General features: G+C 31.2%; 20 protein-coding genes. 4 read left to right on the top strand and 16 right to left on the bottom strand.

The window, feature by feature from the left end; translation table 11 throughout:
• Positions 1-161 precede the first annotated feature (161 nt).
• From CS884_RS07790 to CS884_RS07850, 13 genes are all read right to left on the bottom strand, one after another.
• Positions 162-1,094, bottom strand: a complete 933-nt coding sequence (locus CS884_RS07790) for an ABC transporter ATP-binding protein (RefSeq protein WP_099321322.1) — start codon at positions 1,092-1,094, stop codon at positions 162-164.
• Complete coding sequence (locus CS884_RS07795; RefSeq protein ID WP_180753312.1) at positions 1,087-2,052, bottom strand: ABC transporter ATP-binding protein; 966 nt, start codon at positions 2,050-2,052, stop codon at positions 1,087-1,089. The genes CS884_RS07790 and CS884_RS07795 overlap by 8 nt, the downstream gene beginning before the upstream one ends.
• A complete protein-coding gene (locus CS884_RS07800; protein ID WP_099321323.1) occupies positions 2,049-2,888 on the bottom strand; it encodes an ABC transporter permease in 840 nt (279 codons plus the stop codon). The genes CS884_RS07795 and CS884_RS07800 overlap by 4 nt, the downstream gene beginning before the upstream one ends.
• Position 2,889: 1 nt before the next feature.
• Positions 2,890-3,813: an ABC transporter permease gene (locus tag CS884_RS07805; RefSeq protein WP_099321324.1), complete on the bottom strand. Its 924-nt coding sequence runs from the start codon at positions 3,811-3,813 to the stop codon at positions 2,890-2,892.
• Positions 3,814-3,889: 76 nt separating this feature from the next.
• Positions 3,890-5,620, bottom strand: coding sequence for an ABC transporter substrate-binding protein (locus CS884_RS07810; RefSeq protein WP_099321325.1), 1,731 nt, complete (start codon positions 5,618-5,620; stop codon positions 3,890-3,892).
• Between the two features lie 274 nt (positions 5,621-5,894).
• Entirely contained in the window at positions 5,895-8,852 is a 2,958-nt protein-coding gene (locus CS884_RS07815; protein WP_099321326.1) for a type III restriction-modification system endonuclease, read from the bottom strand.
• A gap of 2 nt (positions 8,853-8,854) precedes the next feature.
• Positions 8,855-9,469, bottom strand: coding sequence for a hypothetical protein (locus CS884_RS07820; protein WP_180753313.1), 615 nt, complete (start codon positions 9,467-9,469; stop codon positions 8,855-8,857).
• 103 nt (positions 9,470-9,572) lie between these two features.
• Positions 9,573-11,066: a recombinase family protein gene (locus CS884_RS07825; RefSeq protein ID WP_099321327.1), complete on the bottom strand. Its 1,494-nt coding sequence runs from the start codon at positions 11,064-11,066 to the stop codon at positions 9,573-9,575.
• On the bottom strand, positions 11,059-12,729 hold the full coding sequence (locus CS884_RS07830; RefSeq protein WP_099321328.1) for a recombinase family protein: 1,671 nt from the start codon (positions 12,727-12,729) through the stop codon (positions 11,059-11,061). The genes CS884_RS07825 and CS884_RS07830 overlap by 8 nt, the downstream gene beginning before the upstream one ends.
• Positions 12,729-14,399, bottom strand: coding sequence for a recombinase family protein (locus tag CS884_RS07835; RefSeq protein WP_099321329.1), 1,671 nt, complete (start codon positions 14,397-14,399; stop codon positions 12,729-12,731). The genes CS884_RS07830 and CS884_RS07835 overlap by 1 nt, the downstream gene beginning before the upstream one ends.
• 100 nt (positions 14,400-14,499) lie before the next feature.
• Positions 14,500-14,655: a hypothetical protein gene (locus tag CS884_RS10640; RefSeq protein ID WP_002837550.1), complete on the bottom strand. Its 156-nt coding sequence runs from the start codon at positions 14,653-14,655 to the stop codon at positions 14,500-14,502.
• Between the two features lie 542 nt (positions 14,656-15,197).
• On the bottom strand, positions 15,198-15,608 hold the full coding sequence (locus CS884_RS07845) for an RNA polymerase sigma factor (protein WP_000357034.1): 411 nt from the start codon (positions 15,606-15,608) through the stop codon (positions 15,198-15,200).
• Between the two features lie 269 nt (positions 15,609-15,877).
• On the bottom strand, positions 15,878-16,399 hold the full coding sequence (locus CS884_RS07850) for a hypothetical protein (protein WP_029731076.1): 522 nt from the start codon (positions 16,397-16,399) through the stop codon (positions 15,878-15,880).
• A 188-nt stretch (positions 16,400-16,587) separates the two neighbouring features.
• Here CS884_RS07850 and CS884_RS07855 point away from each other — a divergent pair, with 188 nt between their 5' ends.
• From CS884_RS07855 to CS884_RS07870, 4 genes are read left to right on the top strand one after another with little or no spacing between them, the layout of a single operon-like run.
• Positions 16,588-16,989, top strand: a complete 402-nt coding sequence (locus tag CS884_RS07855) for a helix-turn-helix domain-containing protein (RefSeq protein WP_000852884.1) — start codon at positions 16,588-16,590, stop codon at positions 16,987-16,989.
• Positions 16,990-16,997: 8 nt separating this feature from the next.
• Positions 16,998-17,546, top strand: a complete 549-nt coding sequence (locus CS884_RS07860; RefSeq protein ID WP_000062398.1) for an ImmA/IrrE family metallo-endopeptidase — start codon at positions 16,998-17,000, stop codon at positions 17,544-17,546.
• An 8-nt stretch (positions 17,547-17,554) separates the two neighbouring features.
• A complete protein-coding gene (locus tag CS884_RS07865; protein WP_099321330.1) occupies positions 17,555-18,037 on the top strand; it encodes a hypothetical protein in 483 nt (160 codons plus the stop codon).
• Positions 18,030-19,112 carry a virulence RhuM family protein gene (locus tag CS884_RS07870; RefSeq protein ID WP_099321331.1) on the top strand — a complete coding sequence of 361 codons (1,083 nt, stop codon included), beginning with the start codon at positions 18,030-18,032 and terminating at the stop codon, positions 19,110-19,112. Before CS884_RS07865 ends, CS884_RS07870 begins: the two co-directional genes overlap by 8 nt.
• 265 nt (positions 19,113-19,377) lie before the next feature.
• On the opposite strand, the gene CS884_RS07875 is transcribed toward CS884_RS07870, so the two are convergent.
• Genes CS884_RS07875 through CS884_RS07885 form a run of 3 tightly spaced genes read right to left on the bottom strand, consistent with a single transcriptional unit; the run spans position 19,378 to position 23,509 of the window.
• Positions 19,378-21,114: an ABC transporter ATP-binding protein gene (locus CS884_RS07875; protein WP_099321332.1), complete on the bottom strand. Its 1,737-nt coding sequence runs from the start codon at positions 21,112-21,114 to the stop codon at positions 19,378-19,380.
• On the bottom strand, positions 21,107-22,828 hold the full coding sequence (locus CS884_RS07880) for an ABC transporter ATP-binding protein (protein ID WP_099321333.1): 1,722 nt from the start codon (positions 22,826-22,828) through the stop codon (positions 21,107-21,109). Before CS884_RS07880 ends, CS884_RS07875 begins: the two co-directional genes overlap by 8 nt.
• Before the next feature lie 12 nt (positions 22,829-22,840).
• The gene (locus CS884_RS07885; RefSeq protein WP_004167018.1) at positions 22,841-23,509 is read right to left on the bottom strand and encodes an alpha/beta hydrolase; all 669 of its coding nucleotides are present in this window, start codon (positions 23,507-23,509) and stop codon (positions 22,841-22,843) included.
• Positions 23,510-23,583 lie beyond the last annotated feature (74 nt).

Here is a 23,583-nt window from a genome sequence, read left to right on the forward strand (position 1 = left end):
TCCTTTAATAAATTAAACTCACTGGCTGATTTAGCTAATTATTAACAAACATCTTTTATATCTTAACACATAATTTACAAATTGACAAAAGCTTATTATTTTTTCCCAAAAGAAAAACCACCCCTAAGGATGGTTTGAAATTTTGATTTTGTAATTTTTTCCTATTTGTTATTGTGGCAATACCATATATGTTCATTTTCTCTTGAAACTTTTGGAAATTCTTTTGCGCAAATTTCGCTTGCAAGCTCACATCTATTATAAAATGGACAGCCTTTCTCATTGTATTCTATTTCCATCAAATCGTCTGAAATTTCATTTTCTTCTTCGATTTGAATTTTTGGGACAGATTCTAATAAAAATTTGCTGTAAGGGTGCTTTGGATTGTTGAATATGTCATCTTTTGATCCAATTTCACAAACTTTGCCTTTTAACATTACGCAAACCCTATCGGCTATATAATTTACCACAGAAAGGTCGTGGGAAATAAATATTAAGGATAAGTTTAGGTCTTTTTTTAGATTTTTTAGTAAATTTAAAATTCCCGCTTGAACAGATACATCCAAAGAAGATACCGGCTCATCGCAAATTAAAACTTTTGGTGTTATTGCCAAAGCTCTTGCTATTCCTACTCTTTGCCTTTGACCACCTGACATTTCCTTAGATTTTCTATCCAGAAAATTAATATCTAAGTCGATTAGTTTCATAACTTCTAGGATTCTTTTTTCTTTTTCCTCTTTTGAAAGGCCAGCTTTAAGATATTTTAGGGGTTCATTTATGATATTTTTTACGCTCATTGAAGGGTCTAGGGAAAGATAAGGATCTTGAAATACCATTTGGATATTTTCCCTAAGTTTTTTAAGTTCACTTTCTTTTGAATAATCTAAATTTTCCCCATCTAGATAAATATTTCCCTCATCAAATTTTTCAAGTCCTATTATCGCTCGACCAAGAGTTGATTTCCCGCAACCTGACTCGCCAACTAGGCCTAGTATTTCGTTTTCTTTGACCTTTAGAGAAAAATCATCCAAAGCTTTTGTGTTGGTATTTTTGTAAGTTAACGATACATTCTCAATTTTTATAATATCTTTATTCATATTTTAAACACCTTATTTTTCCACTTTCTTTAGCATATAAGCATGGTTTTTCTTTATCACACTTTGCAAATTTTTCTTGACACCTATCTTTGTATTTGCATAAGCTTGGATAATCTTCTGGTAAAGGAACTGAGCCTTTGATTGCTTGAAGGTCTTTTTTGTCGATTTCTGGTATAGCCTTTATCAAATCTTTGGTGTAAGGGTGGTAGGGATTTTTAAATATTTCTTTTTTGAGATTTTCTTCTACTATTTGCCCACAGTACATGACGTTTATTCTATTGGCTAGTTGGGATAAAACTGCCAAGTCATGAGAGATAAATATAACCGATGTACCAGTTGTTTCCTGCAATTTTTTTATTAAATTTAAAACTCTTGCCTGAACTGTTACATCTAAAGCTGTGGTCGGCTCATCAGCTATTAGTAATTTTGGTTTGTTGATAATTGCCATAGCTATTACAACTCTTTGGCAAAGACCTCCTGATAATTGGTGAGGATATTGATTGTATCTTTTTTCTGCATCGTTGATGCCGACAGATACCATGGTTTCAATAACTTTTTCTTTTATCTCTTTGCTATTAAGATTAGAATGAAGTTTCAAACTTTCGCCAATTTGCTTGCCTACTTTTTTTAGTGGATGTAGGGCTGAAACTGGCTCTTGAAAAATCATATTTATTTCTGATCCTCTAATGTCTTTTAGTTTTCTTGTGGAATCTATTTCTTTGCCATCAAATTTTATACTTCCAGATAAAATTTCGATTTTTCCTGGCAATATTCCCAAAATCGCCTTGCAAAGCATACTTTTACCGCAGCCTGATTCTCCAGCAATTCCTACAATTTCATTTTCTCTTACACTTAGAGATAGGTCATCTATTATTTTTATATCCTTATTTTTTAATTTTTTGCCAACACTAAGGTTTTTGATTTCCAAGATCACTTTATTTTCATTATTTGAAATCATTTTAGCTCCTTTCTATCTAAACCAAAATAATCGCTTAATTCATCGCCTAAGAAATTAAAACTTAGTGATAAAATCAAGATAAATATTCCTGGTGCTATGGATAGCCAAGGTGCGTCAAACAAATAAGTTCTACCTCTTGAAACCATCAAACCTAAGCTTGTAAAAGGTGCTTGAGCTCCAAATCCTAAAAAGCTAATTCCTGCTTCGCCAAGGATTGATTGAGGAATGCCCATAGTGTACAAAACTAAAATTGTATGCTTGATATTTGGTAAAATATGCCTAAAAATTAAGCCAAATTTATTTATTCCTGAAGCTTTGGCAGCATCAATATAAGTTAGACTCATTATTTGTTTGGTTTGCGCTCTAATAATTCTTGCATCTGAGGCCCAGCCAAAAATAGTTAATGCCAAAACCATAGATAAAATCCCAGATCCCAAGTTATATACTATGGCCATTGCCAAGATCATAAAAGGATAGGATAAGCCAATATCGACAATTCTCATCAAGATATTATCGACAAATTTATTTGAAACTCCAGAAATCATTCCTACGATTAATCCTAAAATAATATTGATTGTTGACGGAACAAAGCCAATGAAAAGTGACATCCTCAAACCATAAATTATCCTAGAAAAAACATCTCTACCCAATTCGTCAGTTCCTAGCAAATGAGTTCTTGAAGGAGCTGCCAAAATATCAGCGTAGGTTGTTTCTTCAACTGTATATGGAGCAATAATCGGCGCAAACAAGGCTAATAAAATATAAATTACTATAATTGCTAGTGAAATTATTAACAGTGGTCTATTTTTTATGTAATTAATAAACTTTTTTCTCATATCATTCCACTCTTATCCTTGGATCTATCAACGAATATATAATATCAGAAATAAAATTACCCAAAATTATTACAGAAGTTGCCAGTAAAATCGTTCCTTGGAGCAAAGGTAAATCTCTATTGGAAAGTGCTGAAATAGACAAGGTTCCAAGACCTGGAATACCAAAAATTGTTTCTGTAATCATTGCTCCTCCTAATAGGGAAGAAAATTGTAGGATCATTATTGTTATTACTGGAAGCATGGAAGATTTCATGGCGTGTTTTATGACAACCGCTGATTTTGACAAGCCTTTTACTCTTGCCGTATCTATGTAGGATTCGTTATTTAAGGCGTTGGTAATATTGGTCTTTAAAACTCTTGTAATTTCCCCTGCATAGCTAAAACCAAGGACTAAAGCAGGCAAAATTATCTCCTTGTAAGTTCCAAAACCTGAAATTGGCAGTAATTTTAATTTATAAGCAAAAATATATTGCAAAAAAATCGACATCCAAAAAGTCGGCATAGAAATTCCCAAAATTGCATTAAACATCAAAAATCTATCGATAAATTTTCCATTATATATTGATGCCAAAATTCCAAAGCCAATACCCAAAGTCCAAGATACAAGCATAGCTGCGCTTGCAAGTTTTATGGTGTTTGGAAAAGCATTTTTGATAATTTCAGTAACTGGTCTATTCATAATTAACGAATTGCCCAAATCTCCTCTGATTAAATTATTCATATAATCAATAAATCTCTCTAAAACTGGTTTATCCAAGCCAAGTTCTCTTGCTACTCTTTGGTAAACTTCGGCGTTGGTTTTCTCTCCCATTAGAGCGGTGGCAGCATTTCCTGGAATTATATTCATAAGTATAAAGGTAATAAAAATTACCCCAAGAAAAATTATTAGCGATTGCAATAATCTTTTTAAAATGAATTTTTTCATATTTTCTCCATTTGTAATTACAAAATAATACCCCTAATTCAAGAGAATTTTGGGGTATTATTAGTAAATTTCAAAATTATTTGTCAGCCATTTCTATTCCGTAAGTTGCACCAGCAACCCAACCTTGCCAGCTTAATTGTAATTTGTTTACTCTTTTGCTTGTGATGAAATAATTTACTTTAGATGCGATTGGTAAATAATCACAGTCTTCTTGAACTATTTCTTCGTCTAATTCGTTTAAAGCTTTGATTCTTTCGTCCATATCAACTATAGATCTTGCTTTGTTGATTCTATCAGATAGGTCTTTGTTTGTTACGTTGTAACCGTTTATTCCACTATCTTCCATAGTAAATTGTGCATAGAAATCATCTGGATCTGCTACATCTGCTGTTACAGGACCTATACACATAGCAAAGCCTTCACCTTTTTCTACAGTATCCCAGAAGCTTGTCATATCCATGTTTTTAATCTCAGCTTCGATTCCAATTTCTTTTAGCATTGATTGTAGCATTTCATTCATTGGATGTGTATAATCTGATTCTCCATTTTGTAGGATTACAAATTTTGCACTGTGATCAAAATTAGCTTTTTCTAATAATTTTTTAGCTTCTTCAACATCTGTTTTTATTTCTGGTAATTTATCGTTGTAACCAGGCATTCCTGGAGGAACTACACCATTTAATAAAATTCCTTTGTTATCGTAGAAAGTTTTGTTAAATACTTCTCTGTTGATAGCTTTAGTGATTGCTTGACGAACTTCTTTTTTTGCCATGTTAGGATCTTTTTGGTTATAAACTATATAATCCATACTTGGCGCTAGGAATTTGATGATGTGACCTTCATAATCTTTGTTATTTTCATAGGATTCAAGGCTTGACTTATCTAATTTCATAAAGTCAATTTCACCATTTTCAAACATCATTCTTTCTGTTGATTTGTCGATATTCATTAGATATCTAACGCCATCAATTTTTGCAGGACCTTTGAAATAGTCGTCATTTCTTACTAAGTTAACTTCCTTATCTTGTGTCCAGTCTTTAAATTTCATGTAACCTGTTCCAACAGTGTATTCTGGATCAAAACCAAATTTGTCTTTACCTTCTTCAACAGCTTTTCTGTTAAAAATTGATGCTGGAGCTCCACTTAGACCTGCTAAGAATGGGCCTGATGGTTCTTCAAGTGTAAATTCTACAGTATAATCATCTATAACTTTTACACCTTCAACTTTGTCAGCTTTACCAGCTAATTTGTCTTTTGCACCTTTGATTTTTTCAAAAACTGCACTATTAACTGTTGCTTCAGCTGGATCCATCATTTTTTCTACAGTAAATAATACATCATCTGCCTTTAATTCTTCACCATTGTGGAATTTTACACCTTTTTTTAGGTGGAAAGTATAAACTGTTCCATCTTCAGAAATTTCCCATTTTTCAGCTAGACTTGGTACGATTTCTGGTGTTCCATCTTCACCAACGACAGTTTCTACTAGTCTATCGTAAATTTGGATAGGAATAAAATAATCTGCGTTTGTTTTTTGGATGTCTAAAGTTTTTGGATTTTGAAATAATGTAAGGGTAAATATTTTTTCATTATCTTCTTTAGAATCATCTTTTGTTTCTTCGTTAGCCTTCTCATCTTCACTTGTTTGTTGATCTTCTTTTGCTTGATCAGATGAGTCTTTAGCTTCTGTTGTTTCCTCGCTTTGTTTAGCAGGCTCGTTTTCTTTTGTAGCTTCTTTGTTATTGCCACAAGCTGTTAAAAGTAAACTTGCTACTAACATAAATGATAAAATCTTATGTTTCACCATTTCCTCCTTGTATTACGTTATTATTATTTGACTGCTAGTTGCCAAATTACTTTGTGTATTATACCACAATCTTATATAAATTGCCAAAAAATTATTTATCTCTAAAATTTATACAAATTTATGTATCTTTATGTGATTTTCACAAAAAGAAAAACCACCCCTAAGGATGGTTTGATTTAAGGATTTTAGAAAAATTTATTCAGAGAGTCTTTAGTTGAAAAATAAAAGGCTATGAGTATTTAAACTCAAAGCCTCTAAAATTTTATTAATATATTTAAAGTCCCCTAATCATAGCTACAATATCATCATCTTTAAGTTGTTTTTTAAATACTACATTTAAGCCTTCTTTTTTCAAGGTCTCAAAGAATTTCTGAGCCGATTTTATTCTATACTCTTCATCACGCCTTAGATCTTTGTAGTCATTCATATCTTTTGTTTCAACAATGAAATTAATTTCATAATTGTCTTTTTCAGTTTTAATTACATACATAAAATCTGGACTTGTAGTGCCACCCGAAAATAGTGGTATTTGTATTGACTTTCTCGGAATTTTCCCAAACACAACTACTTCATCGATATCACTTTTTAAAAGTGTTTCTCTTTCCTTAGGGCTATCATATACAACACTGTCGTAAATAAACTTCTCTGGTACATCTACATTATCATCTCTATGGATACCTAATACACCTTGAGAAACTTTATCCAAAACTTCACCCTTGTAATCTGTCAAACTTGTCTCTTTCGAATCGACATTCAATGCTTCATAGGAAAATTTTTTTAGTAGTTTTTCATCAAGGTACTTGTTAAATTCTCTTGTAGCCAAAGTTACACCTTTTTTTGAAAAAAGGCGCTGGTCAATTTCGCCCTCTTTCTTATAAAAATCACACAAACTTTTATGAAGAGTGTTTATAGCAAGACCTGTCTTACGATTAATTTCTTTAAGAAACTCTCCATAAGGGATTTTATCATCTATAGTATAATAATTAGTAGCCTTTTCTCTAACTGCTATTTTGCCGTCAATAGACTCAATTCTTTTTGTTTTGACATCAATTGTTGTATCGCTATAAATATCAGCTCTTAAAACTGCCCAAATAGCATCAATTAGTTCTTCTTCAGGAATATCGTCAAACTTCAAATAATATTTTTTATTGATGGACTGCCACAATTGTTTAATCTCAGAAAACTTATCTTTTCTAAGATTAACAAAATTTTTCTTTTTAGTTCCATCGATTATCTTATTAGGCTTAAGACTTGCAATTGCTTCAGGATACTGAGCATATAAATCATCTATTTTATCAGGCTGTATATTTCCCTCAAAATCAATGAATCTCTTCATAAGCATATCAGCGAAAATCTCATTTTCAGTTTTATTATTAATTTCTGCAATTTTCGCAAGAGATTTCTTGATATTTGTACTTTGTTCTGGCAAATCAGCTTGGATTTCTTCTAGAAGTTTATTTGCAAAATCTTTTTCAGAATAATCTATAAGGTATCTTAAATAAAACTGCCCACCAGAAATTCTTCTTCCTTTATCATCAACAGGAAGTCGTAAGCCTCTGCCAACTTCTTGAAGCTTACTAATTTCTGAACCAGAAGAACGAAGCTTTACAATTTGGAATACATTTGGATTGTCCCGACCTTCCTTAAGAGTCCATTTAGAAAATATAAAACGCATAGTATTCCAGTTACCGTCAGTATCATGGAAATTTAGTAAGAACTCTTTATCTCTTAAAATTTTATCTACTTCGTTTTTGATATCTTCTTCAGAACTAGAGTTGTCCTCACTAAAATATCCGCCATTAGTCTTAGAAATATCCCTTAAAGAAGCTTCAAGATAAGATTTGTAATCCTGTATCCTTTGATCTTTTGAATTTTCAATAGATTTAATTTTGCCTTTAATATATTCTGTAAGAAGATTTTCAAACTTTATTCTTAAATGCCCATATCCACCATCTTCATCTCTGTAAGATTTGATAGAATCAATAAAATATAAACTCAAAGTCTTAATCTTATTTCCTATCAAGAAATTTTCCTGTTCAGTTTCAAAGTGATTCTTTATAGATTGTTTTAACATCAGTTCTTGGTAGGTTTCGGTATAGATTCCACCGTAGACAATATCACCTTTAGCGAGAATCTGTCCATTGGATAAAGTAATTCCACTTTTTATAGCATCATCAGAAGTAGGACCAATCTCTTCAATCGTAATACCAGAAAACTCTTCGCCAAATATTGAAAGATTATCTCCCTTAATAAGTTCTTGACTTTTTTTACTTTTCTCATCCCTAAAGGTACAAATCTTGGGATTTCTCTTAAAATCCATAAGCTTTAGCCTAGTTTCATTTTCTTTTTCAGCATCAATAATAAAGGTTTCCACACCCTTAACCAAGTTTTGATTAAAAGCTTGACTAGAACCAAGATTGAAAATTAAATTGTTAAAATCTTTTTCCTTGCTCTTATTTTTATTAGGAAAAGTTGCACCGAAACGAATGATACATTGAGGTTTTATCTCCTTAAGGATTCTCTTGTAAGCCTGGTTTTCTTTTTTAAATCTATGAGGCTCATCGATAATTACAATAGGTCTAGTGGATCTTAAAGTTTCATAAGGTTGGGTGAAGTTACCAAGAATAGTCTGGTCATAGTCATTCTTAGCCATAGTCGCATTGGATAAGAGCATACCAGAAGTCATAAGCAAAACAGAAAATCTATTTTTTTCAAGATTTGTCGCTCTGGCAAATTCAGAAATAGCAGGTGGAAACATCTTTCTACCCTTTGTCTTCTTCTGAGCTTCTAAAATCGATAAATCCAAAGTCTTGTTTGGATAAAGATCTGAAAAATGCCTCCTGCTATAATCAGCCTGTAGGAAACTCTTACTACCTTCTTTGATAGGAGTAGAAGGAACTAGAAGAATAAACTTGTTGAAACCATACATTTCATTTAACTCATACATCATTCTTGTATAACAATAGGTCTTTCCAGTTCCCGTTTCCATGCGAATATCAATGCCTAAATAATCATCGTCATCACTAGTGCGCCAAGAAATAGGAATCTTTTCCAAATCCTCAAACCCATCCCAAAGATCACTAATATTTTCTCTAAGTTTACTATCATCTAAATCAATAATAGGGTTTTGATAGATATCTTTACTACTTGAAACACCAACACCATCAAAAGCCTTGCGAACAGCTTTTAAAAAATCCTCTTGATGAGGTAAAATTGAAAGTTCAATACTCATAATCAAAACCTCTCAATCAAAGTAACGTTTTTATTATTTCTAAGAACTTTTAGATTCTTTCTAAGCTCGTGAAGCAAGTTGAAAGAAACTGAGTGAACATAGATAACAAGTCTTGTGATATTCAGTTCTTCATTTTCGATGCGCTTAATAAGTGTCATCACATCGTCTTGACTCAAACCTTGGTTTATAATATAGAGAGTCTTCTCGATGAGGTCGGCTTTATAGTTTTCGAGTTTGTAGGTCTTTGAAATTTTGCTTAAACCATATCCATCTTCATTGAGCCAAGTAGCAAGTATGCTTTCCTTGCCTTTGGAATGGTCATTATCAAAAATAGAAATCATATCATCGTTTATAAATTTGATTTCAGGTTCAAAATTTTCTAAATCCACAAGAGTTTTTTCGCTAGGCTTTTCTAAATAATATAGCTTGTAACCGTAGTCGATATCTGCGCCAGTTTCTTTCTTAATCTTTTCTGCTGCCTTTTCAATTCTTGCCCTGCCTATTTCGTCGATAGATCTATAACCGGCCTTGTAAGCAGGTTTGTTTTCTTCTATTCTTTCAGGAAGTTGCACCATAATATATTTACGGTTTCCACCATCTTCCGCATTTAGCTGCATTACTGCATCCGCTGTGGTGGCTGAGCCCTCTCATGTCAAGCTTATGACAAAAAAGAGGTTATTGTTATGTAATATAAAAGAGAGTGATTGCTCACTCCCTTTGCTACTTCCATTTTATGTTCAACACTTCATTTCCTTCGCAGATTACTGAGTCTATATATTTTTCCATCAATTCTCTGGTAAGTTTAGTGTTGTCTAATACTTCTTTTTCTTCTTTTGCTTTTAGTATTTTTTCTTTTATTGCTTGTATCTCTTCATCTATCAAATTTTTAGAGTCAATGAATTTTTGTCTATTCATCTTGCCTAATTTATACTTCTCAAAATTTTTCATTTTCTTAGTTTCAAGATCTTCAATAGATTTTTCCATAGGTTTAACTTTTACTTTTTCATCCTTGTTTGGAGCTTCTAGACCATATTTTTCTTTTATTGCTTCAAATACTTGCTCCTCAAGGCTTCCTGCTCTTGAGTTCTTGTGTTTTACATTATTACACTTACATATCCTACAAGTAAAATATGTGTGTACTCTAAGACTCCCGTCAGGTCTTTTGTGTTTAGATTGAATGCATCCTAAAATATGATTACAAGTTGGACATTTTGCAAAACCTTGTAGTGGAGATTTCTTTCTCCATTCATAATCGATATTTTTACCTTTCATAAATAGATTCTTCTCTTTAATCTTCTGAACTTTTTCAAAATCTTCTTTAGATATAATAGCTTCATGGTTATTCTCAACTCTTCCCCATTCTTCTTTTGGTTTGAATTTAAAAGAAGCTGGATTTAACACTGACTTATCTTGCATATTAAAAGTGTAAGTTCCGGTATAATTTTCATTTGCTAATACATCTATTACATTTCCATTAGTCCAAGTTGGTCTAGGCTTTTTCGCAGTTCTAATTATTGAATATTCAAAATCAAGATTGGTTAATTCACTCTTTCTTTTTGATGGTGTTGGAATTTTTTCTTCATTTAATATCTTAGCTATATTTCTTGAAGATATACCATCAAGTGCAAGTTTAAAAATCTTCTTTACTATCCAAGCTGTTTCTTCATCAACTATGATTTTGTGTCTATTATTAGGATCTTTCATATATCCTAAAGGTGGACTCCAAGCTAAAAACTTTCCTTGTTTTTTAAGTGTAGTCATAGATGATTTTACCTTTTCAGAAATATCTTTTGTGTAGAAATCATATAATAGTCCCTTGAATTGAATATCTAAATCTGTTCCATTTCCCTTTTCTTTGTTACTATCATAGCCATCATTTATGGCGATAAATCTTACTCCTAGGAATGGAAATATGTTTTCAAGATAATCTCCAAGTGTTATATAATCTCTCATAAATCTGGACAAGTCTTTTACAATTATAGTCTGTATATTGTTTTTCTTTACATCTTCGAGCATTCTTTGAAATGCTGGTCTATTTTCGTTTGTTCCAGAGTATCCGTCATCAACATATTCTTCTCTTGTGAAGTTTTTAAATTCTTCATTCATATCTAAATAATCGTTTAGATATGCTCTTTGATTTATGATACTTTCACTCTCATCAGTCTTTATCATATCTTCAACGGATAATCTAATATAAAGAGCAATCTTACTCATCGTCTGTTCCTCCTACCAAATTATCTATATTGAATTTAAAGACTATTTCAAATTCGTGTTTATCATAAACTATTATTTTTTCAATTAAGCTATGGATTAAATCACCAGGTAGCTTTTCCAAATTCTTTGAAGCATATAAATCATTTATCCATTTTGTTGATTTTAATCTTTCTTTTTTAAGTTTTGATATATTAACTTCAATTGCTGAAATCTCGTTATCAAATGTATCCATATGACTTTGAGCAATCTCTCTTTTTAATAGATACTCATCTCTATCAATCTTCCCTAGACTATATTCTTCATAGGCTCTTTGAATGATATTTTCTTCATTTAGATTTTTTCTTTTAAGATTTTCTATGTCTTTCTTAAAAGTATCTATCGCTTTATTAAATCTAGCTTTAATTCGATTAACAAATTTTGTCTTGCTAGTTGTCTTCATAATAAACTCAGAAATCTTATCACTAATAGCCTGATCTAAATCTCTTTCCATAATGAATACTGATTTTTCGGGTTTTATACTTCCACTAAATCTCTCATTCTGAAATGAATAGTAAAGTCTATCTCTATTCTTACCATAGATACGAGTTCTTCTATTAAGTTCTTTGCCAGTATTATTATTGATTACAAGACCCTTAAATCTGTTCTCATAGTCCCTATTTTCAAAATTGTGCATTGGCGAACTGAAAACATGATTTTTCTTTCTTTCTTGTCTTTCTCGTAAGATTCTTTCGTGAACTTCCTTAGAAATGATTGCTTCATGTGCATTCTCACAAATTATATACTGACTTTCGTCTACAAAATGTTGCTTAATGCCTTTTGCAAGATTTTGTTGCTTAACTCCTTGTACTAAAGTCCCCGTATAAGCTGGGTTTGTAAGCATTTTAGAAATTGTCCCTTTATTCCATTCAGGATCATCATTTTCTCTGTAAACTCTCCCAGTTTTATAGTAAATCATTCCAGGAGCATAGCCTTTTTCATTAAAATGCTTTGCGACTTCATATTGGCTTTTGCCTTGAAGAGTTAAATCAAACATCTCTTCCACAATAAATCTAACATTTTCATCGATTACAAGTTTTTGACCTTCTTTAGATTTTTTAATCTTGTAACCATAAGGTGGAACAGAACCAATAAAGTATCCGTTTCTTGCTCTATTGTGTTTTGAGGTTTTTATCTTAACTGAAATATCCTTAGCATACATATCGTTGATAATATTTTTAAGAGTAACCTCAAAAGATTTCTTTGAATCTGTTTCTTTGACTGTGTCTAATTTATCATTAACTGAAATAAATCTAACACCTAAAAATGGAAAAACTTTATCAATCAATCTTCCCATTTCGAGATATTCTCTTCCAAGTCTTGATAAATCTCTGATAATAATACAATTGATTCTTCTATCTCTAATATCTTGCATCATATTCTGAAATGATGGTCTTTCAAAGTTTGTCCCACTATATTCATAATCTGTGTAAACTTCTAAAACATCTATATTTTCTTTTAATGCATATTCTTTACAAGATAGGATTTGAGTTTCTATTGAGTATGATTTTTCTCTCCACTCTTCTGTTCTTTCGTTAGATAGTCTTGTATAAATTCCAGCCTTAAAGACTTTTCTTTCTGTCTTTTCGCTTTTCTTTTCAATATATCTTTTGGAAGTTCTTGCCATTATAAAACACCTCCAGCTAATTGCATTGGAGTCTTATTTTCAAGAGCATTTCCAAATACCTTATTTATTGAAATCAAATTCTTCTTTACTTCTGACTTGCTTTCACTTTCTTCTTTTATAAGGGTCTTCAGTAAGTTAACTGTTTCCAAATTATTAAAGACAAAATTAATCTCATTGTTTTCTCTGATTTCAATTCTATCTATAAAAGATACAATTGTTAGTCTATTTAGACTGCTTAAATCAGTGGGAACAATTTCGGAAACCAAACTGTCCTTTTTTTTCATCTTTTCTTGCAAGTTGGCAAGTATATTTTTCTTTGTAGCAATTTGTTTCTCTATTTCCCTGATTTTAATAAGATAATTTTTTCTGAACCTTTCAAACTCTTCAGAAGTTATAAGTTCGTCTTCTAAGTCCATATATAAAGATTGTCTAAGTCTTTCATACTTTCTTTTTTCTGAGTTTAAGCTTTCAAAGTCAATATTAAATGTAACTTTTGATACATCTAACTTATTAACTTGACTTAGTAGTTCATTATATTTTTTCAAATAATCTTTAAGTGCAAAAAGAGTCATATCCAGTAGATAATCTTCTTTTATGCTATGTCTTGTGCAATCTCCTTTGTTATTGTAGTGAGAACAAATATAAAAAATATTATATCCATTCTTGGACTTAACCTTTCTTCTAACCATTGAAGATCCACAATCTTTGCAATAAAGCATTCCCGATAAAATATGTGGTATATCTGCCGATTGCTTTACATCTCGAAGCATCATCTTATTAGCCAAAGCATAAATGCTTTTTGAAATAATAGGCTTATGAGAGTCGTTTATTACAATCCAATCTTCTTCATTTACTTCTACTTCTCTCTTAGACTTGTAATTTAGTTTTCTAGTTTTCCCTTGTTCAAGCACTCCTATATAGACCTTGTTTGTAATAATCCTATTGACCATTTTTGAGTCCCATTTAGAGTCTTTAACAATAAAACCAGTGGTGTGATTATCGCCAGAATTTTCTTTATGCTTAGATGGTGTTACACAACCTATGCTATTTAAAAAATCTGCAATAGCCTTAGATGAGTAACCGTCTATCTTCATATTGAAAATTCTTTCAATTATGTGTGAAACTTCTGTATCAACGACTAACTTATGTTTGTTTTTGCTATCCTTCTTATAACCAAAAGGAGCAAATGCACCAATAAATTCACCATTCTTTCTTTTAATTTCTTTTGAAGATTTAACCTTCATAGAAATATCCCTACAATAAGAATCATTAATAAAGTTTCTTATTGGAAGAATTAGGTGTGTATCGCTTACATCTGCATTCTCACTGTCATAGTTATCGTTTACGGATATAAACCTTATACCTTTTTCTGGAAATATCTTTTGAAGATATTTTCCTGATTCGATATAATCTCTCCCAAAACGGGATAAGTCCTTCACAATAATTGTTTTGAACTTCTTCTCTTCAAGATCTTGAATCATCTTCTTAAATTTTGGTCTGTCAAAATTAGATCCTGAAAAGCCATCATCTACATATTCAGCAACAACTTTAAAATCATTGTCCTTTGCATATGATTTGATAATCTGTCTTTGATTTGAAATAGAATTACTTTCTGTGCTATCTCCATCCTCTCTCGATAAACGAAGATACATACAAGCAAATTTTTCCATCACAAAACCTCCTTAATTTGTATTTGGGCAAATAGTCATTAAGGAGTTCTTCTACCACTTATATTTTACCGCACCCAAGTTTTTAAGTCAGCACCCCAGCTTATAGTCTTATACAAGCTCTACATAAATAAAGCTCAACAATATCTAGTAAGTCGAGGGACTCTTTATCACTTTGAGTGTAAGTAATTTTTTTCGAATAATCTTCTTTTGATATTTGCTCTTTAGGTTTATATTTCTTCTTTTCTTTTGTATTCATAGGTTTTACCTCACAATATAAAATTAAAGTTTTTTGACATTGACAAGTGCCTTGGATTAGCAACATAGGAATCTCACCTCCGCCTCTATTCAGGATGAGCCGGCTTCAACCTTAGAAGTATCATTATCCTCACTTTCTTCATAGCGAATAGGGTATCCCTCCCTATATTCAAACTCTTACTTATCGCTCCCTTTCTTCTTCCCTTGCTTTTTGCTTAGCAGTACTTGTTTTGCCGAATTATTCAGCAGAAAGATCTTGGCGGATAGGTTATCACGCTCCAAAAATGATTAATGTCTTGTCTTGGTCTATTCAGTTGTTAAGGTTCAAAATTTATCGAGAGCTATTAATCTTTTTAAAATTTGACCATCAAAAAATACTTATCTTGATGAAACAAAATTGTTTAAAATTACCCTCTTATACTTAACAGTGAAAAGAAGCCTTTCTTGCTAACCAATTTTCAAAAATAAATTTGGTTAAATGAAAAGGTCCAATTCCCACTGCATAAGTAACAGTGAAAATTAGACCCTCTTGGTAACTGTCATCTAAAAGTCTTCTAAGATTTCCTTTAGTTTTTCTAAGACTTTATTACGCCTTTTAATAACGGCTGGATTAGAAATATTCAGTTTAGCAGCTACTTCTCTTACTGTTTCTTCTTTATAAAAAAGACTTTCTACCAAATCCCTTTCAACAGGGTTGAGTTTAGAAATAGCTTTTCTAACTTCTTCAATCATTTCCTTTGTTTCGAAAATTTTTTCAACATCAAATTCCAGATCTTCTAAATTTTCTTCGAAGTTTCCATCATGATCATAGGAACAAAAAAAGAAACAGTTATTTAACCTGTCTCTTCTTATTTGATATTTCTCTTTATTCAATTCACTATGATAGGCAAGATATACTTCCTTGCTAACAACTACTTTCTTTCCTTCTACAAATAAATAATATTCTTTGTCCATTAATTTTTCCTCCTTGTTGACATGAATTTCTTTTGTTTGAAAATGAAATTCACACAAGGAGGGCTTCTAATTCTTTGCATATATTCTCCTGGGCATAAAAAAAGACCGAAAGAAAATAAATTCTTTCAGTCAATAAATGCCAATATTAAATTTAGGTGCAGATCACCCATCATGGATATTATATATGCATTTAAGTACACATAAAATTCGTATATGGTACTTTTTTCATTCGGAAATAGTACGCAATAAGTTCGTCATAAATTAATTTCTTAGATGTTCATTATTTCTTCAATGCTACAACCGTCTTCAAGTTGGCTAATAGCAGTCGGTAAAGTATATCCCCAAATTATTACACCTACCAATGCAATTGCTTCCTTCTTTCTTTGATAATAAACAGTTCTCTCTAAAGATACACTTCTCATACAAGCTTCATCAGTAATCTTTTTTTCAGAAATGTAGTAGTTATAAATAATCTTATGATAGATTTCTCCATACTCTGGATAAACTTTTAACCTAACGCAGGCATCATAAATTATTAAAAGCATAAGCTTACTATCCATTACATTGGAAACTCTATTATTAAACTTTTCTTCAACTTTTTCTGGAGCAAATGTAGAAAGATACAAGTAAGCAGATTCTGAAGTTGATCCATAGTTTTCTTTACTATCAAACATCATAAAATTTGCCCTGCTATCTACTGCCCAGGTAACTTGTCTATATAAACTTAAAATAAGTTTTGCAGCCGAACTAATCTCTTCAAATTTCAAGTTGCTATCTGCATACATGTTCATTATATTATTTAAAGTTTTACTTATTCTCAATCTAATCACCCCAATACAACTTATTTACAAACTTGAATGTTTGTGCTATAATATGAATATAAGTTCAGTTTGTATTATATCTCAAATTGAAAAATAATTCAAGCACTATTGTTCGTATTAAAAGTTATAAATGCACATTAGTACAGGAGGTTAAAGTTATGGCTTTTGCGGATAGATTAAAGGAATTTCGTGAAAAAGAAAAGTTAAGTCAAGCAGATTTTGCAAAAATGATAGGAATAAGTACAAGAACTCTTGTACATTATGAAGACGGAGAAAGATACCCAAGAGATGTCGAGGTTTACAAAAAAATAGCTGAAGTTATGGACTGTGATTACAATTATCTTCTAGAAGAAAGTGACGAGTTTTTAAATAGAGTTTATAACATGGGTGGCAAAAGAGAATTAGAAAAAGCTAGAGCATTAACAGAAGGTCTAAGCTCTTTATTTGCAGGTGGAGAAATATCTGATGAAGATAAAGATGCTGCTTTTGAAGCTATTACTCGTGCTTATTGGGAGGCTAAAAGAGAAAACAAAAAATATGGTCGTAAGAAAAAAAATTAGGTGATTATATGAGTATGAATCGCTATATATATGATAAGGTTAATCGACTTATAAAAAAATATAAGACACGAGATCCTATCGAATTAATAGAAGCTTTGAATATTAACTTGGTATATCTACCTAAAACAGAAATACTTTTAGGAATGTACCATTATATTCAAAGAAACAGATTTATTTTTATCAGTAGCAACACAAATTTTAATAGAAAGACTATATTAGCACATGAATTAGGTCACGATCAACTACACAGAGATTATTGTATGAGAGGTGGAGCTTTTCATGACCAAACAGTATTAAACCCAACAAATAAATTTGAAACTGAAGCTAATATTTTTGCGGCTCACTTATTAATTAGTGATGAAGATGTCCTAGATAATATCAATGATCAAGTTTGTGATTATGAAATCGCTGGACAATTAGGTGTAGATATAAATTTACTAAATCTAAAAATTTCTGAATTAGCAAAAATGGGCAAGTTTAATAAACCAGTTAATGTTAATATACCTCAGGGAGATTTTCTTAAAAACTATCGCCCTGAACATGATGATTATTATTAGGAGACTCTATGGGAATTTTTATTGCAGGATATTTTTTATTAATCCTTTCTGGAATAGTTTTCTACTATCTCATCACTACCTACTCTGTAAAAATCTCAGCATTTTTGATTGATTTTATAGTTGTAGGTTTAGGATTTTATATATCCATAAAAGATAAACTAGATAACAAATTGGCTATTCCCCTTTCAATTACAGTAGTAATAGTTTATGGAATATTGCTAGTTTTAATAAATCAAAAGCTACCAAGAATTAGTAAACTTTTAAACTATATAATTGCTTTTATAGGATCAGCAGTTGCCTTATGGTTGGCACTAGATTTTATAACAAACACTCTAGCCGCTTTTAAAATAATAGGTCAAACTTATCATCAATTACCAATAACAAAAAGTATGATGATAAATTCCTTTATACATTATGTAATTGTATTCTTGATTAGTATTCCAGTGTTTAAAGGTAGAATGAAATTTATACGTGGAGGAAATTATGAGTAAAGAAATGGATAAAAATAAAGACGAAAATCAAGAAAAAAAAGAACTTCAAATCAGATCTTCCGCTGCTGAATACTTGACTTTTATTGCAGCTAACGGTGATGACCAGGAAGCTATTGAAATTAGATATGAAGATGAGAATATTTGGCTAACTCAAAAGATGATGGCAGCTCTTTATGATGTTAGTGTCGCCACAATAAATGAACATCTTAAAAAAATCTATGCCGATAGTGAATTACAAGAAGAAGCAACTATTAGGAAATTCCTAATAGTTCAAAAAGAAGGTTCTAGAAATGTCTCAAGAGAAACAAAACACTACAACCTACAAGCAATTATTTCAGTAGGGTTTAAAGTTAATAACGAACGTGCAGTCCAATTTAGAAAGTGGGCAAACCAAATTGTAAAAAATTTTACAATTAAAGGTTGGGCAATGGATGCTGAAAGACTCAAGAATTCTGGCACAAAACTTACCAAGGATTATTTCGAAAAATTACTTGTAAAAATTCGTGAGATTAGATTATCTGAGAGAAGATTCTATCAAAAAATCACAGATATTTATGCCACATCTTTAGACTATGATCCATCTGCAAAAGCAACAAAAAGATTTTTTGCAGCTATTCAAAATAAATTACACTATGCAATTCATGGGAAAACTGCAGCCGAATTAATTGTAGATAGAGCCAATCACAAAACTAAAAATATGGGACTTACTACTTGGGAAGGATCTCCAGATTCAAAAATTCATAAGTATGATGTAGTCATTGCAAAAAATTATCTAAACGAAGAAGAATTAAATCAAATGCAAAGAATTGTTTCATCATATTTGGACATGGCAGAACTACAAGCGGAAAGACATATCCCGATGACAATGGAAGATTGGGAAAAAAGATTAAATGGATTTTTGCAATTATGGGATAAAGAAATTCTAAAAGATGCAGGAAAAGTATCTGCAGCTCTTGCTAAAAAACACGCAGAAAGTGAGTTTGAAAAATACAGAATAATACAAGATAGACTCTACAAAAGTGATTTTGATAAGTTCTTAGAACTAGAAGATGATACTGAAAAATTAGAAGAATAACTTAATATACGCTTAACGCTTATAAGGGTCTGTAAATAATTTTGTGTATCAACCTAAATACTGATAAAAGGGTAAGGATTGATACATTTTTTATGTTTAAATCATCATTTGTGTAGCTACAACTTTTCCACATCAACATTTTTATCTTATAGATTATCTTCAAAATTCCCGTCATGATTGAATGATTAAAAAAGAGCAAGTGGTTTTTCTTGTCCACCTGCTCTAAATGTTTTTCCTATTCAAAGACTTTAAATCTTTCTTCCTATCAATTATTTAATTTCCATGATTCCGCCTTAGCTTTTGCATTTATAAGGTCAGAATAAAGTCCATTATTTTTAATCAGTTCTTCATGATTTCCACGTTCTACTATTTCACCATCTTTTAAGACTATAATCTGTTCTGCATTTCTTATTGTCTTTAGTCTGTGGGCAATCATAATTACTGTTTTGTTTTTTGTTAATGATTCTATTGCTTCTTTAAGTTTATCTTCATTTTCTGGATCTATACTTGCTGTGGCTTCATCAAAGATTATGATGTCCGCATCTTTTAACATAGCTCTTGCAATGGAGATTCTTTGTTTTTCTCCACCAGATAGGCTTGCTCCACCTTCCCCAATGATAGTGTCATATCCTTCTGGTAAAGCTTCTATAAATTCATGGCACCTCGCCTTCTTTGCAGCTTCTACAACCTCTTCATGGCTTGCATTTTGTTTTCCAAATTTTATATTGTTTTCAATAGTGTCTTCGAAGAGATAGACGTCTTGAAATACCATGGAAATTGAATTCATAAGATTTTCTATCTTATAATCCTTAATATTCTTTCCACCAATTAAAATTTTGCCAGAATTTACATCCCAAAATCTCGCTATGAGATTACAAAATGTTGTCTTACCAGATCCAGATGGACCAACTATGGCTGTCATGGTATTTTCTTTTATCTCAGCTGATACATTTTTTAAAATTGGTCTGTCATCATAAGAAAAGCTGACATTTTTAAAGACTATATTGTGATTTTTTATAGGCTCTGTAATACTTCCTTCTCTCATATCAGGCATAGAATCAATAAAACCTACAGAATCTATGGCATTTTCGCAAGCTCTTAGGATTGCCATGTTTGATCCTGCCCCGATTAAGCCTTCAAAGATAATAAAGGATGCCATAATCATAAGAATTGTTTCAGCAAGTGGAAGTTCACCAGATAAATTTAATTTTAATGATAAATAGACCATAGCCACTGTTGTTATTCCCATTACAATTCTTTGGATAACTGTGTAAGGTGCTACAGATATTTCTAAATCTAAAAGTATATTTGATGTATCTTTTATAGACTTTCTTAAAGCCCTGTTATTTTCTCCACCAAGATTATAGGATTTTATAACCTGCATTCCTTGTAAAGTTGCTAATACTTCTTTTGTAAGTCTTGTTTGTGTTTCTGTCATTTTGTCTGCATTAGCTGATGATTTTTTCTCCATCATTGATGTAACTATAAAGAATACTATTACACCTGCTACAGCAACCAGTCCTACCTTTACGTTAAAAATTAAAGTTCCAAGGACAAAGACTAGAGTATTTAAAACTCCACCAAGTACAAGAACCAAAAGCATAGGCACCCACATTTCTGCTTGGGAAAGTGAAGATGTAGCAATAGTAGTTAATCTTCCTAGTGAAAAGCTTGAAAAGAAACCCATAGGAACTCTTTTTATTTTTTCTCCTATTTCTATCCTCTTATGAGCTGCCATAAAATATCCAGCGTGTGTTTGTGCCATCTGTGATGATTTTTGTGTCATTATCTTTCCAACAAGGGATATAACTAATATTCCAAGACAAACAAAGATAGCCTTATAGTCTAAAGTTTTAGAAAATATATTTACTAGCATATAGTAAATTGCTCCAAACTCAAGGGCATTAAATACTGCGTGCAAAAATCCAGCGAGAATAGATTTCTTAATATATACCTGTTCTTCTTTTGAAAAATTCCATATCTTTTTAAACACATTAAGCATTTTCATCACCCCTTAAATTTGCAGCATACATTTCCTTATAAAGCTCTGATGACTTTAATAGTTCTTCATGAGTACCATAAGAATTCAATTTACCATCTTTAATAACAAATATCCTATCTGCATCAACAATTGTCTTTAACCTATGAGCGATTATGATTAAAGTTTTACCCTTAACTAGATTTGCCAAGGCGTTTTGTATGAGAGCTTCATTTTCAGGATCTATATAAGAAGTTGCTTCATCTAAAATTACGATTGGTGCATTCTTTAGCATTGCACGAGCAATAGATATTCTTTGTCTTTCTCCTCCAGATAGATGACCTCCACCTTCGCCAACTCTTGTATCATAACCGTTAGATAGATTCATAATAAAATCATGGCAGGCAGATTTTTTACATACCTCTATAATTTCTTCGTCAGAGGCATTCTTATTTCCAAGCCTAATATTTTCCTTTATAGTCATATCAAAGAGGAAATTGTCTTGGGATACAAAAGAAATAAGTGAAGACAAGTTTTCGAGCGACACATCTTTTGTTTCTACTCCGCCAATTTTAATAGATCCCTTATCTACATTCCAAAATCCAGCAATGAGTTTTGCTATTGTGGACTTGCCTGACCCAGAAGGACCAACGAGGGCTGAAACATTAGATTCTTTTATTTCCATAGAAAGATTATCAATAACTTTCTTTTTCCCATCGTAAGAAAAGTCTACGTCTTGAAGTTCTATATTATAGGATTCTATTTTTTCTCCCTTGTCAATATTTTCTAACTCTCTTGAATCTAAAATCTTTCCTATTTCAGAAGTTATAGTTGATATTCTTGACATATCATCCATATAGTTCATGATTTTTAAAATGCTAGAAACTGTAGCAAAGGATAAGACGATTAAGGTAATTAAATTTCCTAAATCAATACTTCCATTTATATAAAATAAAATCCCAAAGGGTATGATTGTAATAATTCCCATAGGAGAAAGTAATCTACCTATGGCAACCCTATTCATAGATTCACCCATCCAGTTATAATAAAAGCTTGCATTGTCATAAACTGCATCAGAATATTTTTTATAAGATGATTCGCTTTGATTAAATGTCTTTATTACTTCTATCCCATTTATATACTCAACAATAGAATTATTCATATGTTGACCAATGGCAACTGACTTTCCAAACATTTCCTTATAATGAGCATTCATAACAGACATCATGGTAGCCATTCCTACCACAAATGGAATTAGTGATAATAAAGTTAAACGCCAATCTAAGGTAAACATATAAATAAATAATAGAACAGGTCCTACTAAGTTTGCCGTAAATTCTGGCACAAGGTGGGCAAGTGAAGTTTCCATAGAATCAACTTGCTCAACAATTATATTTTTAAATTCCCCTGAAGATCTTGATAATACATCTCCCAATGGCATCTTAAATAATTTTTTGGAAATATCATTTCTTATTTCTCCTAATGAATTAAAGGTTGCCGTATGGGAAATACTTGTTGATATTCCTGCTGCCACTTCTTTAATAACAAATGTTATGAAAATATTTATGCATAGTGGAGTATATAAACTCATATCATTTGCACCATTAATCAAATTTACAATAATTTTTGCCATGTATATATAAGAAAAAAGCCCAGTAACTACTCCCACTATGGCAAGTAGTACGGATATAAAATATGAGCCTTTTCTTTTTCTTACATAATGTTTTATTAATTCCATAAAACCCCTTCCTTAATTTGTCATTAAAAAATCATAAATTTCTTTCGCCACAATTTCCCAATCGTTGTCAAGCATCATATCATGACAAATATCATTTAAAACTATAATTTTACTTTTTAATTTTTTCCCTGTCCTAATTGAAAATTTAACTGGTACACAATTATCATTCCAAGATGTTAAAACCAGTGAGGGTATGTTTGTAATGCTTTTGTTTGTTTTAAACCCTTTTAAAACTTGTATTTGTGCTTTAATTGGATCTTTCCTCAGTTTATTAATATAATATTCTTTATTATCTACCCTATTTTCTGAAAAAAATAGGTTTTCTCTCGACTTTGTAAGCATTTTTATCCCTATAAACATCATTGATGTTAAAACATTTTTTATAGGTAAAGGTGAAATCAATATAATTTTATAGACTTTATTTGAATTAAATTTCGCGTAATTTAAAGCAACTAAACTTCCCATAGAATGGGCTACCAAAACAACTTTGTTATTACATTTTTTTACTGTACTGTCTAAAATATCAATATAATCTTTTATTTCTATCTCTTTGCTATTTTCCCATTTAAAATCTATTGCAAATGTTCTATGTCCTTTAACATTTAAGTAATTAACAAAATTATTCCAACACCACGCTCCATGCATTGAGCCATGTAAAAATATAATATCGATATTATTCATTGCTAATGTTTCCTTTATAATATAGTCTCTTTAGAAATGAAATATTTCTAAAGAGACTTACATAAATATTATAA

It is taken from the genome of Anaerococcus sp. Marseille-P3625 (assembly GCF_900232825.1).
In the GTDB taxonomy this organism is placed as follows: Bacteria; Bacillota; Clostridia; order Tissierellales; family Peptoniphilaceae; genus Anaerococcus.

Excerpts from the sequence above, each read along its gene's own strand:
- CS884_RS07835 (WP_099321329.1), bottom strand. The coding sequence starts at position 14,399 with ATGGAAAAATTTGCTTGTATGTATCTTCGTTTATCGAGAGAGGATGGA.
- CS884_RS07810 (WP_099321325.1), bottom strand. The coding sequence starts at position 5,620 with ATGGTGAAACATAAGATTTTATCATTTATGTTAGTAGCAAGTTTACTT.
- CS884_RS07855 (WP_000852884.1), top strand. The coding sequence starts at position 16,588 with ATGGCTTTTGCGGATAGATTAAAGGAATTTCGTGAAAAAGAAAAGTTA.
- CS884_RS07790 (WP_099321322.1), bottom strand. The coding sequence starts at position 1,094 with ATGAATAAAGATATTATAAAAATTGAGAATGTATCGTTAACTTACAAA.
- CS884_RS10640 (WP_002837550.1), bottom strand. The coding sequence starts at position 14,655 with ATGAATACAAAAGAAAAGAAGAAATATAAACCTAAAGAGCAAATATCA.
- CS884_RS07805 (WP_099321324.1), bottom strand. The coding sequence starts at position 3,813 with ATGAAAAAATTCATTTTAAAAAGATTATTGCAATCGCTAATAATTTTT.
- CS884_RS07795 (WP_180753312.1), bottom strand. The coding sequence starts at position 2,052 with ATGATTTCAAATAATGAAAATAAAGTGATCTTGGAAATCAAAAACCTT.
- CS884_RS07845 (WP_000357034.1), bottom strand. The coding sequence starts at position 15,608 with ATGGACAAAGAATATTATTTATTTGTAGAAGGAAAGAAAGTAGTTGTT.
- CS884_RS07860 (WP_000062398.1), top strand. The coding sequence starts at position 16,998 with ATGAGTATGAATCGCTATATATATGATAAGGTTAATCGACTTATAAAA.
- CS884_RS07850 (WP_029731076.1), bottom strand. The coding sequence starts at position 16,399 with ATGAACATGTATGCAGATAGCAACTTGAAATTTGAAGAGATTAGTTCG.
- CS884_RS07820 (WP_180753313.1), bottom strand. The coding sequence starts at position 9,469 with ATGCAGCTAAATGCGGAAGATGGTGGAAACCGTAAATATATTATGGTG.
- CS884_RS07885 (WP_004167018.1), bottom strand. The coding sequence starts at position 23,509 with ATGAATAATATCGATATTATATTTTTACATGGCTCAATGCATGGAGCG.
- CS884_RS07875 (WP_099321332.1), bottom strand. The coding sequence starts at position 21,114 with ATGCTTAATGTGTTTAAAAAGATATGGAATTTTTCAAAAGAAGAACAG.
- CS884_RS07870 (WP_099321331.1), top strand. The coding sequence starts at position 18,030 with ATGAGTAAAGAAATGGATAAAAATAAAGACGAAAATCAAGAAAAAAAA.
- CS884_RS07825 (WP_099321327.1), bottom strand. The coding sequence starts at position 11,066 with ATGAGTAAGATTGCTCTTTATATTAGATTATCCGTTGAAGATATGATA.
- CS884_RS07865 (WP_099321330.1), top strand. The coding sequence starts at position 17,555 with ATGGGAATTTTTATTGCAGGATATTTTTTATTAATCCTTTCTGGAATA.
- CS884_RS07815 (WP_099321326.1), bottom strand. The coding sequence starts at position 8,852 with ATGAGTATTGAACTTTCAATTTTACCTCATCAAGAGGATTTTTTAAAA.
- CS884_RS07800 (WP_099321323.1), bottom strand. The coding sequence starts at position 2,888 with ATGAGAAAAAAGTTTATTAATTACATAAAAAATAGACCACTGTTAATA.
- CS884_RS07830 (WP_099321328.1), bottom strand. The coding sequence starts at position 12,729 with ATGGCAAGAACTTCCAAAAGATATATTGAAAAGAAAAGCGAAAAGACA.
- CS884_RS07880 (WP_099321333.1), bottom strand. The coding sequence starts at position 22,828 with ATGGAATTAATAAAACATTATGTAAGAAAAAGAAAAGGCTCATATTTT.